The sequence below is a fragment of the Mycobacterium sp. 94-17 genome (assembly GCF_035617725.1).
Classification (GTDB): domain Bacteria; phylum Actinomycetota; class Actinomycetes; order Mycobacteriales; family Mycobacteriaceae; genus Mycobacterium.
The window spans coordinates 34,825-50,322 of sequence record NZ_JAPIYN010000021.1 but is presented as its reverse complement, the minus strand read 5'-3'; the positions used below and the strand labels follow the sequence as shown (position 1 = coordinate 50,322).

15 protein-coding genes are annotated in these 15,498 nt (G+C 68.9%); 14 read left to right on the top strand and 1 reads right to left on the bottom strand.

Annotated elements, in window-relative coordinates; translation table 11 throughout:
- The first annotated feature begins 14 nt into the window (after window positions 1–14).
- Genes OQ789_RS21025 through fadD1 form a run of 9 tightly spaced genes read left to right on the top strand, consistent with a single transcriptional unit; the run spans window position 15 to window position 9,167 of the window.
- A complete protein-coding gene (locus OQ789_RS21025) occupies window positions 15–1,205 on the top strand; it encodes an acyl-CoA dehydrogenase family protein (RefSeq protein ID WP_324688083.1) in 1,191 nt (396 codons plus the stop codon).
- A 22-nt stretch (window positions 1,206–1,227) separates the two neighbouring features.
- A complete protein-coding gene (locus OQ789_RS21020; protein WP_324688082.1) occupies window positions 1,228–2,403 on the top strand; it encodes an acyl-CoA dehydrogenase family protein in 1,176 nt (391 codons plus the stop codon).
- Window positions 2,400–2,900 carry a MaoC family dehydratase gene (locus OQ789_RS21015; RefSeq protein ID WP_324688081.1) on the top strand — a complete coding sequence of 167 codons (501 nt, stop codon included), beginning with the start codon at window positions 2,400–2,402 and terminating at the stop codon, window positions 2,898–2,900. Before OQ789_RS21020 ends, OQ789_RS21015 begins: the two co-directional genes overlap by 4 nt.
- Entirely contained in the window at window positions 2,897–3,343 is a 447-nt protein-coding gene (locus OQ789_RS21010) for an acyl dehydratase (protein ID WP_324688080.1), read from the top strand. Before OQ789_RS21015 ends, OQ789_RS21010 begins: the two co-directional genes overlap by 4 nt.
- On the top strand, window positions 3,340–4,542 hold the full coding sequence (locus tag OQ789_RS21005) for a thiolase family protein (protein WP_324688079.1): 1,203 nt from the start codon (window positions 3,340–3,342) through the stop codon (window positions 4,540–4,542). The genes OQ789_RS21010 and OQ789_RS21005 overlap by 4 nt, the downstream gene beginning before the upstream one ends.
- 2 nt (window positions 4,543–4,544) lie before the next feature.
- Window positions 4,545–4,946, top strand: coding sequence for a Zn-ribbon domain-containing OB-fold protein (locus OQ789_RS21000; protein ID WP_324688078.1), 402 nt, complete (start codon window positions 4,545–4,547; stop codon window positions 4,944–4,946).
- Window positions 4,943–5,950 (top strand): alpha/beta hydrolase, encoded by a 1,008-nt coding sequence (locus tag OQ789_RS20995; RefSeq protein WP_324688077.1) that lies wholly within the window; start codon window positions 4,943–4,945, stop codon window positions 5,948–5,950. Before OQ789_RS21000 ends, OQ789_RS20995 begins: the two co-directional genes overlap by 4 nt.
- Window positions 5,947–7,542 (top strand): NAD(P)/FAD-dependent oxidoreductase, encoded by a 1,596-nt coding sequence (locus tag OQ789_RS20990; protein WP_324688076.1) that lies wholly within the window; start codon window positions 5,947–5,949, stop codon window positions 7,540–7,542. Before OQ789_RS20995 ends, OQ789_RS20990 begins: the two co-directional genes overlap by 4 nt.
- 23 nt (window positions 7,543–7,565) lie before the next feature.
- Window positions 7,566–9,167: a fatty-acid--CoA ligase FadD1 gene (gene fadD1, locus OQ789_RS20985; RefSeq protein ID WP_324688075.1), complete on the top strand. Its 1,602-nt coding sequence runs from the start codon at window positions 7,566–7,568 to the stop codon at window positions 9,165–9,167.
- On the opposite strand, the gene OQ789_RS20980 is transcribed toward fadD1, so the two are convergent.
- Window positions 9,148–10,011, bottom strand: coding sequence for a DMT family transporter (locus OQ789_RS20980; protein ID WP_324688122.1), 864 nt, complete (start codon window positions 10,009–10,011; stop codon window positions 9,148–9,150). The genes fadD1 and OQ789_RS20980 overlap by 20 nt on opposite strands.
- Window positions 10,012–10,219: 208 nt before the next feature.
- Here OQ789_RS20980 and OQ789_RS20975 point away from each other — a divergent pair, with 208 nt between their 5' ends.
- From OQ789_RS20975 to OQ789_RS20955, 5 genes are all read left to right on the top strand, one after another.
- Window positions 10,220–11,317: a ferredoxin reductase gene (locus OQ789_RS20975; protein WP_324688074.1), complete on the top strand. Its 1,098-nt coding sequence runs from the start codon at window positions 10,220–10,222 to the stop codon at window positions 11,315–11,317.
- Between the two features lie 67 nt (window positions 11,318–11,384).
- Window positions 11,385–12,794 carry an acyl-CoA desaturase gene (locus tag OQ789_RS20970; protein WP_324688073.1) on the top strand — a complete coding sequence of 470 codons (1,410 nt, stop codon included), beginning with the start codon at window positions 11,385–11,387 and terminating at the stop codon, window positions 12,792–12,794.
- Window positions 12,795–12,830: 36 nt separating this feature from the next.
- The gene (locus OQ789_RS20965; protein WP_324688072.1) at window positions 12,831–13,571 is read left to right on the top strand and encodes an SDR family oxidoreductase; all 741 of its coding nucleotides are present in this window, start codon (window positions 12,831–12,833) and stop codon (window positions 13,569–13,571) included.
- A gap of 118 nt (window positions 13,572–13,689) precedes the next feature.
- Window positions 13,690–14,991: a molybdopterin-dependent oxidoreductase gene (locus OQ789_RS20960; protein ID WP_324688071.1), complete on the top strand. Its 1,302-nt coding sequence runs from the start codon at window positions 13,690–13,692 to the stop codon at window positions 14,989–14,991.
- Window positions 14,984–15,496 carry a hypothetical protein gene (locus tag OQ789_RS20955; protein ID WP_324688070.1) on the top strand — a complete coding sequence of 171 codons (513 nt, stop codon included), beginning with the start codon at window positions 14,984–14,986 and terminating at the stop codon, window positions 15,494–15,496. Before OQ789_RS20960 ends, OQ789_RS20955 begins: the two co-directional genes overlap by 8 nt.
- The last annotated feature ends 2 nt before the right edge of the window (window positions 15,497–15,498 follow it).

Below are 15,498 nucleotides of genomic sequence, written 5' to 3'. Positions count from 1 at the left end.
GCACAGGCGCCGGAATGGATTTCGAACTCGACGCCGGCCAGCGCGCCTGGCTCACCGAGGTTCGCCAATTCCTGCACGAGAACGTCACCCCGGAATTGCGCGCCGAGCTCGCCGAGCACGACCTGGAGTTCCCCGACGGCGAGGTGGCGCGGTTTCGTCGCAAGGTCGGGGCCAAGGGCTGGTTCGGACTGAACTGGCCGCGCGAGTACGGGGGCCTGGCCGGCGAACGCGGCCTGGGCGCCGTCCACCTGCACCTGCTGATGAGCGAATTCGAATACTGGGGCGTGCCCGGCCCCGACCTGACGGTGACGTCGGTGGCGCCGATGATCATGCGGCACGGAACCGAACGCAACAAAGCCGAATGGCTTCCCCCGATCGCCACGGGCGAAATGATTTGCGCGGTAGGCTATTCCGAGCCCGAGGCCGGCACCGACCTGGCCGCCCTGCGCACCAGTGCCACCCGCGACGGCGACGAATGGGTGATCAACGGGACCAAGATCTGGAACAGCGGCGCCCAGCGCGCGACGCACGAATGGCTCTGCGTCCGTACCGATCCGGCCGCTGCGCGGCATCGCGGCATCTCGGTCGTCATCGTGCCGATCGACAGCCCGGGCGTCGAGATCCGCCCGCTGTACGCATGGTCGGGCTATCGCACCAACGAGGTGCACTTCCGTGACGTGCGGGTGCCGGTCACCAATCTCGTCGGCGAGGTCAACCGCGGCTGGACCTACATCACCGGTGCGCTCGATCTCGAACGCGGGGCGCTGACCAACGCCGGAGACCTGCGCCGCGCCGTCGAGGAGCTGCACGGGTTGGCGCGACGCCCGCGGCGCGACGGCACCGTGCCCGCCGACGACCCGTCGCTGCGCCGGCGGCTGGCCCAAGCCGAGGCCGACGTCGAGGTGGCCGTCCTGATGGGCTACGAGGCGGCGTCGATCCTGGACAGCGGCGTCATCCCCAGCGTCGAGGTCAGCGTGGAGAAGGTGTTCACCAGCGAACTGCGCCAGCGCGTCGCCGCGCTGGCGCTCGATCTGCTCGGCCCCGACGGCCTGTTGGCCCATCGCGGCGAACACGCGCCGCTGGCAGGCAAATTCGAGCGGCTCTACCGGGCGGCCCCGCTGATGCGCTTCGGCGGGGGAACCAACGAGGTGCTGCGCGACATCATCGCCCAGCGCGGACACCGCATGCCCTCCTATGGACGCTGACACAAGGCCGCGCACACCGCACATGAAGACGATTCCCACCGCCGAACAGCGCGAGTTCGCCGCGGCGATACGCGCCCTGCTGGCCGCAGAGAACCCGATCGCCGCGGTGCGGGCTGGTTATGAGCCCCGCGCAGACCGGCGCAGGCCGGCGTTGTTCGGGGCCCTGGCCGACGCGGGCGTTCTCGGCCTGACCATCGCCGAGGACTACGGCGGGGCCGGGGGCGTCCTCGACGACCTCGCCGTCTTCTACACCGAGGCCGGCCGCGCGCTGTGCCCGACGACGGTGCACAGCAGCCTGCAGGCCGCGCTGGCCATCGACTGGCTGGGCTCCGCGGACGACAGGGCACGGTGGCTGCCGCCGCTCACGTCCGGACGCGTCCGCGCGACCACCGCGCTGTGGAACGCCCGCGACGCCGCACTCGTCGCGCCCGCGCTGCACGCCTCGGCGACGCGATCGGCACAGACGCGATCGGCAAAACGTTGGCGGCTCAACGGAACCGCGGACTACGTCCTCGACGCCGACGTCGCCGACCTCATCGTGGTGTCCGCCTCGGCGGACGAGCGCACCCTGGTCTTCGTCGTCGACGTCGGCAGCGGCGGTGTCAGCCTGGAACCCCTCGACATGGCCGGCGGGCTTCGGGCGTGCACGGTGCGCTTCGACGACGTCAGCGCCGACGTCATCGCCGACGTCATCGCCGACGTCATCGCCGACGGGGCCCTCGGCGGCGCACCGGCGTTGCGCCGGCTGGCCAACACCGCCGTGGCGCTGGGCTCGCTGGACCTGGTCGGTGCCGGCCAGGCCGTGCTCGACCGCACCGTCGACTACGTCAGGCTGCGCCACCAATTCGGCCGGCCCATCGCGTCGTTCCAGGCCGCCCAGCATCTGATCGCCAACATGCACATCGCCCTGGCGGCAGCGCGATTGGCCGCGCACTCGGCGGTGTTCTGGCTGGGCCGCGGCCGCGTCGCGACCAGGGAGACGTCCATCGCGCGCATGCACGCCGCGACGGCGGCGCGGCTGATCACGCTGGACGCCCACCAACTTCACGGGGGAATGGGGTACGTCACCGAGACAGACCTGTGGCTGTGGAGCGAACGGGCACGGTTCGGTTCGACGCTCGGTGGCGGCGCCGACGTCGCCGCACACTGGCTCGAGCAGAGCCTGCACGATGAGACAGACGAAGAGGAGCGCCGTTGAGCGAGGACAGTTTGATCGATCCGGAGTCGGCGGCGCGCGTGGGCACCATCGCCGCCTCGGCGACCGGCGAGGTGAACCGGCGCGACTGGCAACGCTGGGCGGCGGCGGTCGGTGACCACAATCCGCTGTATTTCGACCCGGAGTACGCCAGGGCCAACGGATATCGCGACATCATCTGCCCGCCGCTGTTCCTGCAGTACGCGGTCCTGGGCGTGGCGTCGCTCGACTCGCTGCGTCCCGACGGATCGTCCGGAGCGGTCTCAGGAAGCCTGGCGTTTCCCCGCGCCCCCAAGCGGATGGCCGGCGGGGAGAGCTTCACATTTCACCTGCCCGCCTACCACCGCGACGAGGTCGACATGGTCCGCAGCATCGAGTCGATCGTCGAAAAGCAAGGCCGCACCGGCACATTCGTGCTCGTCACCTGGCACACCGTGTACCGCAACCAGCATGGCGAGCTGCTGGCCGAGTCGTCGACGTCGATGATCGCCCGCCCATGACCGATCAGCAGGTGTTCTATGACGACGTCACCGTGGGCGAGCACATACCCACACTCACCGTCACCGTCGACGAGACCCAGATGTTCTTCTTCAGCGCAGCCACCTACAACGGCCACCGCATTCACTACGACAAAGACTGGGCGCGCGGGACCGAAGGCTACGACAACGTCCTGGTGCAGGGTCCGCTCCAGGCGGCGCTGCTGGCCCGTGCCCTCGGTGACTGGATCGGCGGCCGCGGGCGGCTGGTGTCGTTCTCGGTGCAGAACCGGGCGATCGCCCATCCCGGCGAGTCGCTGCGCTTCGGCGGTGAAGTCACCGGTAAACGCCCGAGCGACAACGGGTCCGGGCTCGTCGATCTGGTCATCGCCGGCCGCCGCGACGACACGATATTGATGCCGGGGCTGGCGACGGTCGAGCTGCCGCTGCGGGGAGCCCTGCCGTGAGCGGGCTGCGCGGCGAGGCCGCCATCGTCGGCATCGCGGAGCTGCCCGCGCAACGGCGTCCCACCCCCGCGCCGCTGTTCACCCTCGACCAGTACGCGATGCTGGCGAAAATGGTTGTCGATGACGCCGGGGTCGACCCCGGCGTAGTCAACGGCCTGCTGACCCACGGCGTCGCCGAGTCGGTCATGTTCGCGCCGGCCACGCTGTGCGAATATCTGGGCCTGGCACTGGATTTCGGTGAGCGCGTCGATCTCGGCGGGGCCACCGCCGCCGGAATGATCTGGCGGGCGGCGGCGGCCGTCGAACTCGGCGTCTGCGAAGCGGCACTCGCCGTGGTGCCCGGATCGGCGTCGCTGCCCCAGTCCTCGCGGCGACCGGCCCCGGACCCGAATTGGTATGGGGCCTCATCGAACAACTACGGCTCGCCGCAGGCCGAGTTCGAGATCCCGTACGGCAACGTGGGCCAGAACGCGCCGTATGCGCAGATCGCCCAGCGATACGCCGCGGAATTCGGTTACGACCCCGCCGCGGTCGCCAAGATCGCCGTCGACCAACGGACCAACGCGTGCGCGCATCCCGGCGCGGTGTTCCACGGCACCCCGATCGCGCTGAAGGACGTGCTGGAGAGCCCGATGATCGCCGACCCGATTCACATGCTGGAAACGGTGATGCGGGTGCACGGGGGAGTGGGGGTGCTGGTCGCCAACGCCGATATCGCGCGCCGCTGCCGCCACCGCCCGGTGTGGATCCAGGGCTTCGGCGAACACATCGCGTTCAAGACGCCCACCTATGCCGAGGACCTGCTGGCCACCCCGATCGCCCGCGCCGCCGACCGGGCCTTCGCGATGGCCGGGCTGAACCGGTCCGACGTCGACGTGGCGTCGATCTACGACTGCTACACCATCACGGTGCTGATGAGCCTGGAGGACGCCGGGTTCTGCGCGAAAGGTGAAGGCATGTCCTGGATCAGCGGGCACGACCTGACCTATCGAGGTGACTTCCCGCTCAACACCGCCGGTGGCCAACTGTCCTTCGGCCAGGCCGGGATGGCCGGGGGCATGCACCACGTTGTCGACGGCGCCCGCCAGATCATGGGCCGCGCCGGCGATGCGCAGGTGCCGGACTGCCACACCGCGTTCGTGACCGGCAACGGCGGCATCATGAGCGAACAGGTCGCACTGCTGATGCGGGGGGACTAGCCATGAGCGCGCCCATCCCCGAGCCCACACCCGTCTCGCGCCCGTTCTGGGATGGCCTGACCCAACACCGGATTCTGGTGCAGTACTCACCGTCGTCGCAGCGCTACGTGTTCTATCCGCGCACACTGGCCCCGGGGACACTGGCCGACGATCTTCAGTGGCGCGAAATCGATGGTGCCGCGACGCTGTACACGTTCACGATCGCGCGCCGGCCCACCGGTCCGCCGTGGCAGGATGCGCTGCCGCAGTTGCTCGCGGTGGTGCAGTGGGACGCCGGACCGAAATTCAGCACCGAGTTGGTGGACGTCGACCCAGGCGACATCCGGATCGGGATGCGTCTGGCGCCTGTGTTCTACGATCTGCCCGATGAGGGCATCACCCTGCTGAAATATCGGCCCGCATGACCTCGACGACACGGTCGGAGGCGGACATGGACGATCCCGTCAACGCCGACCCTCTCAACGGCGAAGCGCAGGCGATGCTCGAGGCGCTCAACGCCGGATTCCCGCGCGTCGAGACCATGACCGCCGCGCAGGCGCGCGCCGCGGTGGCTGAGCGGCGCGTGCCGGTCGACAACCTCGACGACGTCGGCAGCGCCACCGACCGCGCGATCCCCGGGCCCGACGGCGCGGTGCCGGTCCGCGTCTACGAGCCGCACGGTGGGACGCCGGGGGACCGCGCCGCCATCGTGTTCTGCCACGGCGGCGGATTCGTGTTCTGCGACATCGAGTCGCACGACGGATTCTGCCGGGCCCTGGCCCGCGGTGTGCACGCCGTCGTGGTGTCGGTGGACTACCGCCTGGCCCCCGAGCATCCCGCCCCGGCGGCGGTGCTCGACGCCTTCACGGCGTACTGCTGGACGGTCCGGCACGCCGCCGAACTGGGCATCGACCCCGCACGCACTGCGGTCGCCGGCGACAGCGCGGGCGGCAACCTGGCCGCGGTCACCGCCCTACTCTGCCACGACCGCGGGGTCACCCCGCCCGCCGCGCAGCTGCTGATCTACCCGGCGCTCGACCCGGCCCTCGACACCGACAGTTATCGCCGCTACGCCACCGGGTATTTCAACACCCGCGCCGCGATGCAGTGGTACTGGCGCCAATACCTAGGCGCGCAAACGGTTTTCGATCCGCCCTATCTGGTGGCCCCGGCCCGCGCGGACAGCCATGCGGGGCTGCCCCCGGCGTTGATCGTGACGGCCGGCCTGGATCCGCTGCACGGCGAGGGCTGCGATTATGCGCGCCTGCTGCGCGGGGCGGGCGTGCCCGTCGTGCACCGGGACTTTCCCGGGCTCTTCCACGGGTTCCTGACGATCCAGGCTTTCGCGCCCGCGGCATCGGCACGGCAGCTGGTCTGGGCCGACCTGCGCCGGCTGTTGTATCCGGCAGACCGGAGCGCGGTGCCGTGACCGAAGTCAGCGACGTCATCGTCGTCGGCGCCGGGTTCGCCGGGCTCTACGCCGTGCACCGGGCCACCTCGTCCGGGCTGTCGGTGACCGGGATCGAGGCCGCGCCCGACGTGGGCGGCACCTGGTACTGGAACCGCTACCCGGGCGCGCGCTGCGACGTCGAAAGTGTGGACTACTCCTACTCTTTCGCCGAGGAGCTGCAACGGAGCTGGCAGTGGACAGAGCGCTTCGCCGCCCAGCCCGAGATCCTGGCGTACCTGAGGCACGTCGCCGACCGCTTCGACGTGCGCCGGCACTACCGATTCGGGGTCGACGCGATCGCCGCCACGTTCGAGCGGGGCCGCTGGCACGTCGAGACCGCGACCGGGGACATCTTGGCCGCGCAGTTCCTGGTGTGTGCGACAGGCTGTCTGTCCGCGGTGAACCGGCCGAAAATCCCGGGCGTCGAGAGCTTTTCGGGTGAGGTGTATTTCACCGCCGCCTGGCCCCGCGAACACCCGGAGCTGCGCGGCAAGCGGGTGGGTCTGATCGGCACGGGGTCGTCGGGCATCCAGGTGGCGCCGATCATCGCCGCACAGGCCGAAAGCCTGGTGGTTTTCCAGCGATCGGCGAACTACACCATCCCGATGCCCAACCGGCCCTGGTCGGCCGAGGAGCAGCGGCAGATTCAGGAGCAGTACCCCGCGCGGCGCCGCGCCTCCGCCTACGCGGCGGCCGGTACACCGCACGGCACCTACCATAAGAACGCCCTCGACGCCGACGCCGACGAGCGGTCCGAGGCCCTGTGGCGGCGCTGGCGCGAGGGCGGCGTGCTGTTCGCCAAGACCTTCCCCGATCAGACCAGCGAACCGGCGGCCAACGACGTCGCGCGGATTTTCGCCGAGGAGCGGATCCGGGAGATCGTCTCCGACCCCGACGTCGCGACCGATCTCATCCCGGTCGATCACCCGATCGGAACCAAACGGATCTGCACCGACGACGGCTACTACGCCATGTTCAACCGCGACAACGTCCGGCTGGTCAACCTTCGCCGCCAGCCCATCGAAGCGGTCACCGCCACCGGGGTGCGAACCAGCGAGGCGACCTATCCCTGCGACGTGCTGGTGTTCGCCACCGGCTTCGACGCCATGACCGGGGCGCTGGCCCGAATCGACCCGAAAACTGCTGGGGGACAACGGCTTCACGAGATCTGGGGCGACGGCCCGGTGACCTTTCTCGGCCTGATGGTGCCGGGGCTGCCGAACCTGTTCACCGTCAGCGGGCCGGGCAGCCCCTCGGTGCTGGCGAATATGGTGTTGCACGCCGAGGTTCAGGTCGACTGGGCGATCGAACTGGTGCGCGCGGTGCGACGCCGGGGCGTGAGCGAGGTCGAGCCACGCGGTGACGCGGCGCTGGCCTGGACTCGGCACGTCGCGCAAGCCGCCGAGCGCACGCTGTTCCCCAGGGCCGCGTCCTCCTGGTACCTGGGCTCCAACATCGAGGGCAAGAAGCGGGTTTTCATGCCCTACATCGGCGGGTTCGGCGCCTACCGGCGCCACTGCGACGCTGTCGCCCGCGACGACTACGCCGGGTTGGTGCTGACCACCCGATGACGATGCCGATGGGGAGTGAACGCGTGCCGGAGACGGTTCAACAACTACTGCGGCAGCGCCGGCACGACGGCACTGCGGCGCTCGCCCACGGTGACCGAACCTGGACCTGGCGCGAGCACCTCGCCGAGGCCGAGGGGGAGGCCGCCGCGCTCATCGCACTCGCGGACCCCGCGCGGCCGCTGCACGTCGGTGCCCTGCTGGGCAACTCGCCAGCCACGTTGCGGGCCATGGCCGCCGCCGCCCTCGGCGGCTACGTGTTGTGCGGGATCAACACCACCCGGCGCGGGGCCGGACTGCTGGGCGACATCCGCCGATCCGACTGCCAGATGCTGCTCGTCGACCCCGAACATCGCGAGTTGCTGGATGGGTTGGACCTCAACGGGATTCAGATCCTCGACGTGACCGAAAGACGCTATACCGAAGCGGTGGCCGCCGCGCCGGTGCTGGTCCCCGTGCGCGAGGTGGCCTCGGCCGACACGCTGATGATGATCTTCACCTCGGGCACCAGCGGCGACCCCAAGGTCGTCCGGTTCGCCCACGGCATGGCGATCATGTGCGGTGCCAGCCTGATCTATCAATACGACATCACCGCCGACGACGTCTGCTACCTGTCGATGCCGCTCTTCCATTCCAACGGCGTCGCGGCCGGGTGGGCGGTCGCCATCGGATGCGGGGCCACGATGGTGCCCGCGCGCTTTTCGCCGTCTCGTTTCCTGGACGACATACGCCGTTACGGCGTCACGTATCTCAACTACGTGGGCAAGCCGCTCGCGCTGATCCTGTCCACCCCCGAACGGCCCGACGACGCCGACAACACCCTGCGGGTCGCGTTCGGCAACGAGGCCACCGATCGCGACATCGCCGAATTTGCAAGGCGTTTCGGGTGCCGCGTGATCGACGGCTTCGGCTCGAGCGAATTCGCGGTCATCGTGGTGCGCGAAGACGGCACCCCGCCCGGCTCCATCGGCAAGCCGTATCCGGGGGTGAGCGTATACAACCCGGCCACGCTGCGGGAGTGCGAGGTCGCGCGGTTCGACGCGCACGGGGCGCTGACCAATTTCGACGTGGCCGTCGGTGAACTGGTCAACACCCAGGGCGCGGGCCCCTTCGCCGGCTACTACAACGACGCAGCAGCCACCGCCGAGCGGATGCGGCACGGCATGTACTGGTCGGGCGATCTGGCCTACCGCGACGCGGACGGCTGGATCTATCTCGCCGGGCGCACCGCCGACTGGATGCGGGTGGACGGGGAGAACCTGGCGGCAGGCCCGATCGAGCGGATCCTGGCGCGGCTGCCCGGCATCAGCCAGGTCGCCGTCTTCGCGGTCCCCGACGACCGGGTGGGCGACCAGGTGATGGCCGCGCTGGTGCTGCGGCCGGGGGCGGGCCTGACGCCGGCCGATTTCGAGAAATTCCTAGGCGCACAGGCCGACCTGTCGCCGAAGGCGTGGCCGCGCTATGTGCGCATCAACGATGAGCTGCCGACGACCGCGACGAACAAGATCCTCAAGCGGGCGCTGATCGCCGCGGGCGTCACCGCCGGCGACGGCCTGCTGTGGACGCGGCCCGCCCGCGGTACCCGCTACGAGCCGGTAGCCGAGGGCTTCAGTCCGCAGTCTCGGTGACGGGCGCCTCGCCGAAGCGTGCCAGCACCAGCGTCCCGGACACGGCGACGGCGAAGCCCGCGACCACCAGCCAGCCGAGCCCGTCGCGTGCGGTGTCACCCAGCCACACCACCCCGACGAACGCGGGTGCCAGCGTTTCACCGACCACCATGCCCGCGACCGCGGCGGTGACCGATCCGCGATGCAGGGCGGAGGTGAGCAACAGAAATCCCGCGGCGCCCCCGGCCGCCGCCGCATACAGCGCCGGGTTGGTGTAGAAGGCGCGTTTGGTGGGATCGATCGCGTCGATGAGGCGCACGGCCACCTCGACGACGCCGAAGCCGGTGCCGGCGCCCAGGCCCAGCGTCAATGCGCGGACCCGGTCGGGCAGCCGCCCCGCGGCGGCACCGCCGGCGAATATCGCGGCCACCACGCCCAGCAGCGCCCAGCCGAGCCCGGCCGGGGCGTGCCGAAAGTGGCCAGGACCGGCGGCGAGGGCGAGCACGGCCAGGCTCGCGCAGACGACGCCGACGGCGGTCCACTCGGCCGAGGACAGGCGGGCCGACAGCACCCATGCGGCGACGACGCCGGTGACCGCGATCGAGGCGGCCAGCGCCGCCGCGACCACATAGATCGGGACCAGCCGCAGCGCGGCGACCTGCAGCGCAAACCCGGCGATGTCGAGGCCGACCCCGGCCAGATAGCGCCACTGCCGGACGGCGCGCAACAGCAATACCGCGTCCAGACCCGAGCCGCTGCCCGCCTCCACGGATCGCGCCCCGGCCGCTTGCAGCACGGTCGCCGTCCCATAACACAGCGAGCAACCCAGGGCGAGGAGGAAACCGACCAGCACGTCCGCCGACACTAGCGTCAACATCGCTGAACAGACGTTTGCGCGACGCGCGCCCGGGGCACTTCACCAGCACCCGCCACAGCACCCCGATATGCAGCCCACAATCGTTAGTGAACAGTAAAAACTCACGATGGTCTGGGAAGATAGGCGGCTGGCCAAGTGCGCCAACATTATTCAATTCGATGTTTAGAGTTGGTGTACAAGTGTGTACTCTGCGCCCATGGCCGAACGCGGCGCCCAGCCCAACGTCCCCAGGGGACGCCGACTCTTGCTGCGCGCGGTTCGGCGGCTCTTCAGCCCGCTGAAGCCGGACGATTACCTCGAGATGATCAACCCGCTGTGGACCACCAAGGAACTGCGGGGAAAGGTCGAACGGATCGAGGCGCAGGGCTCGGAAGCGGCCAGCGTCCTGATCCGGCCCGGATACGAATGGCCCGGCCACGAGCCGGGCCAATATGTGCGGCTTGGTGTGGTTGTCGACGGGGTCTATCACTGGCGGGCCTATTCGCTCACCTCCGATCCCTCGCCCGAAGACGGCCTGATCAGCGTGACGCCCAAGAGGGTGGACGGCGGCGTCGTGTCGCCGTACCTGGTGCAGAAGATTCAGCCGGGTGATCTGGTGCGACTCGGCGAGATCGAGGGAGTGTTCACGCTGCCCCAGCCGCTGCCGTCCAAGCTGCTGTTCATCAGTGCCGGCAGCGGCATCACCCCGATCGTCAGCATGCTGCGCAGCCTCGACCGTCAGGATCGGATGACCGATGCGGTGGTCATCCACTCCACCCGCACCCGCGAGCAAACGATGTTCCTGTCCACGCTGGAGGAACTGGACCGCCGCCACCAGCGACTGCGGCTCGATCTGCGCATCACCGCCGAGCGCGGCCGGCTCGAGCCGGCCGATCTGGACGAGGCGTGCCCGGACTGGCGAGAACGCGAAGCGTTCTGCTCCGGCCCCGGCGACATGCTCGACAAACTGATCGAGCATTGGGAAGGCAACGGCGATCGCGACCGCCTGCACTACGAACGATTCCAGCCCAAGATCGGTGGCGACGCCAACGCAGGCGAGGGCGGCACGGTGTGCTTCCTCGACAGCGACAAATCCGTCGAATGTGACGGTGGCACTTCGATTCTGGAGGCAGGCGAGCAGGACGGGCTCAACCTCGCCCACGGCTGCCGCATCGGAATCTGCCATACCTGTGTGGGAACGCTGAAGTCGGGCAAGCTGCGTGACCTGCGCTCGGGCGAAGTGACCGAGCCGACCGGGCAGGACGTCCGGATCTGCATCAACACCGCCGAAGGCGACGTAGAACTCGAACTTTGATTCGACTCGAACTTTCATTGGACTCGAACTTTGATTGGACTCGAACTTTGATGGAAAGGAGCGGCCCATGACCAGCGCCGTACAGAAAGCCGGGCAGGAAAGCCCCCTGACCCGGCTGAGCGAGCAGGAAATCGAAAAGCTCGCCAAAGAACTGGATGCGATCCATGACGAAGTCTTTGCCGACCTGGGCGAGCGGGATCGGCACTACATCAAGACGGTGATTTCGGTGCAGCGCCAGATCGTCGTGGTCGGCCGCGTGCTGCTGCTGGCCTCGCGCTCGAAAACGGCATGGGTCCTGGGAACTGCCTGTCTGGGAATGGCCAAGATCCTGGAGAACATGGAGATCGGTCATAACGTCATGCACGGCCAATGGGATTGGATGAACGATCCCGACATTCATTCCTCGGTGTGGGACTGGGACACGGCCTCGACCGCCGAGGCCTGGAAGCACTCCCACAACTACATCCACCACACGTACACGAACATCCGGGGCAAGGACAAGGACCTCGGCTACGAGCTGCTGCGGATCGACCCCAGTCAGAAGTGGGTGCCGCGCTACCTGTTTCAGCCGATCTCGAACATCCTGCTGATGCTGCTCTTCGAGTGGGGTGTGGCCATCCACGACATGGACATCGACGCGATACGCAAACGCGAGAAGTCGTGGTCGGAGGTGCGCAAGGACCTCAAGGGCATCAGCGTCAAGGCGCGCGCGCAGGTCATCAAGGACTACATCGGGTGGCCCATGATCAGCGCCGGCGCATTCGCATTGGCGCAGCTGGCTTTTCGCGGCAGCATCGATCAGCCGGCGCGGTCACGGCTGGGCAATCGGCTGCGCAAGGTGTCGAGCCAGGGCCGCATCGGGGCCCTGGCCGGTTTCCTCGACAAGACCGTGCCCGGCGTGGAAAGCACCTATCTGCGAACCTTGGGTGCCGACGCCGTCGCCAACCTCATGCGCAACGTGTGGTCGAACGCCATCATCTTCTGCGGGCATTTCCCGGACCAGGCCTATAGCTTCAGTGCCGAAGAGGTCGAGGACGAGACGCGCGGCGGTTGGTACGTGCGCCAGTTGCTCGGCGCCGCCAACATCGAGGGCAGCCCGCTGTTCCACGTCATCAGCGGCAATCTCGGTTACCAAGTGGAGCACCACCTGTACCCCGATATGCCGAGCAGTCGTTACTCCGAGATCGCGCCACGGATCAAAGACATCTGCGAGCGCTACGAACTGCCCTACAACTCCGGCCCATTCGGCAAGCAGTGGCTCATGGTGCAGCGCACCATTTTGCGGCTCGCCTTCCCGGGCGGCAAGCCGAGGCCGAAACCGGGGCCGTACCGCAGCGAGGTCAGCCGGCCGCAAGCCCGGCGGCCCAGCGAGGGCGGCCGGTTCCGCGAACGCGTCCCGGCCGAACATCCGGTCGCGGGCCCGGAACACGACTCCGGTGGCGTCGAGGTGCAGCCGCCGCCGCGGGGTAAAGACTGAGGCACAACGAGTTCGGCGTCCGTCTAGCCTGAACAGATGACCGCAACAGACGGACGCGTCGTCGCCATTACCGGAGCCAGCAGCGGGATCGGCGAGTCGACGGCCCGACTGCTGGCCGGGCGCGGCGCCCGAGTCGTCCTCGGTGCGCGCCGCGTCGAACGCCTCGATCGGATTGCGGGTGAGATCCGCGCCGGCGGCGCGACGGCTATCACGTGCGCGACCGATGTGGCGCGCCGCGAGGACCTCGAGCGGCTCCTCGGCATGGCGATGGACGAGTTCGGCCGCCTTGATGTGTTGGTGTGTAATGCCGGCATCAGCAAGATCGGCCCGCTATCGGATCTGGACGTCGACGGATGGTCGGCAATGATCGATGTCAACCTGCGCGGAGTACTGCACGGCATCGCCGCGGCCCTGCCGCTGTTCCGCCGCCAGGGCCGCGGGCACGTCGTCACAACGGTATCCACCGCGGGACTGAAGATCGTGCCCAACATGGTCGTGTACGCGGCCACCAAGAATGCCGTGCGCACCCTGATGGAAGGTCTGCGCCAAGAGTCGACCGACGGCGTGGTGCGAACCACGTCCATTTCGCCGGGATTCGTCGATACCGAGTTGGACAGCTCCATCGACGACGACGCGATGCGTGAGCAGATCCGACGCAACATGAGCGACTTCGGTCTGCCGCCGGAGGCGGTCGCACGCGCCATCGCGTTCGCCATCGAACAACCTCACGAGGTCGAAATCGGCGAAATCACGATTCGTCCCACGGTCCAGGGCTAGTCGCATGCCCGCGTCGCTGAACGCCTCGGCGCCGGTCGCCGGAATTGAACCGCCGGTACAGCCGTTCCGTGAATGACTACGAACGACGCGGCAGACGTGCTCGCGGATCGGGGGACGAATGAAGCCGACGCGGACGACCGAGGCGCCTGCTTCCGATGACACCGGAGCGCCACGCGAGACCCGGCTGTGGCGCAGTCCGTTGCGGGGACCGTGGCTGACGTCGGTGTTCGGCTCGGTGCTGTTGGTGACGCTGCCGATCGTCATCCTCACCGGCCTGCTGTCCTACGTCGCCTACGGGCCACGGTTCGGCCAGGCCATCCCGGGCGACGTCGGCTGGCTCAAGCTGCCGACGTTCGATTGGCCCACCAATCCGCCGTGGCTGTACCGGCTGACGCAGGGACTCCACGTCGGGCTGGGGCTCGTCCTCATCCCGGTGGTGCTGGCCAAGCTGTGGTCGGTGATCCCCCGGCTCTTCGAATTCCCACCGGTGCGCTCGATTGCCCAGCTGCTGGAACGGATTTCGCTGCTGATGCTGGTCGGCGGAATCCTGTTCGAGATCGTGACCGGTGTGCTTAACATCCAGTACGACTACATCTTCGGCTTCAGCTTCTACACCGCGCACTACTTCGGCGCGTGGGTGTTCATCACCGGCTTCGTCATGCACGTCGCGCTCAAGGGCCGGCGCATGTGGGCGGGCCTGCGGTCGTTGTCGCTGCGCGACGTGCTGCGCAGCCGGCTCGCCGGCACCACAGCCGAGCCCTGGCGGCCCGGCGGTCTGGTCAGCGCAGAACCAGGGCCGGCGACGATGAGCCGCCGCGGTGCCCTGGCGCTGGTGGGCGGCGGCGCCTTGCTCTTGGCGGTGCTCACCGCGGGGCAGACGCTGGGTGGCTACGCCCGGCCCGCCGCGCTGCTTCTGCCGCGTGGGCGCCGCCTCGGAGCCGGCCCCAACGACTTCCAGGTCAACCGGACCGCGACCGCGGCCGGCATTTCGGTCCTGGATACGACGGAGCGCTGGCGGCTCACCCTGACCGGCGGCCCCCAGCCGGTGGCGCTGGACCGCGCGGCGCTACTGGCACTGCCGCAGCACACCGCCGCCCTGCCGATCGCCTGCGTCGAGGGTTGGTCGACCACCCAAACGTGGAGCGGCGTGCGCCTGGCCGACCTGGCCCGGCTGGCCGGCGTGCCGGCACCGGAATCCGCCCGGGTGTCGTCGCTGGAACGCTCCGGCGCCTTCGCCGCCGCGACGCTGCAGCGCAACCAGGTACTGCACCCGGACGCGCTGCTGGCGCTGCGGGTGAACGGCGCTGACCTGTCCCCGGATCACGGGTTCCCCGCGCGCATCGTCGTGCCGGCACTACCCGGCGTGCACAACACGAAATGGGTTGCTTCCATTGACTTTAGGTCGGGCACACATGCGTAGCGCGTTCGCGAGGATCTACGGGTCCCGCCCGCTGCACCTGCTGACCATGATCGCCGGCTTCGCACTGCTGGGCTACGTCGTCGCCGTCATCAGGCCGCTCACGTTGTGGAACCCACACGTGTGGTGGCAATCGATCATCGTTTGGTTCGCCGCGGCCGTCATCGCCCACGACCTGGTGTTGTTCCCCGTGTACGCCCTCGCCGACCGCCTGTTGTCCCGCGCCCGCGCCACCCCGGCCCGTGCCGCCGCCGGCGTGCCGGTGCTCAATCACGTCCGGGTGCCCGCGCTGGGCGCGGCCCTCACGCTGTTGGTGTTCCTGCCCGGCATCGTCAGGCAGGGCGCCGGTACCTACCTGGCCGCTACGGGTCAGACCCAGGACCCGTTTCTTGGCCGGTGGCTGCTGTTGACGGCCGCGATGTTCGCGGCCAGCGCCGCGGTCTATGCCGCCCGGCTGGCGGTGGCGCGGCGACGGACGCGGCCGGGTGCCCACCCTTCACCGCCATGACC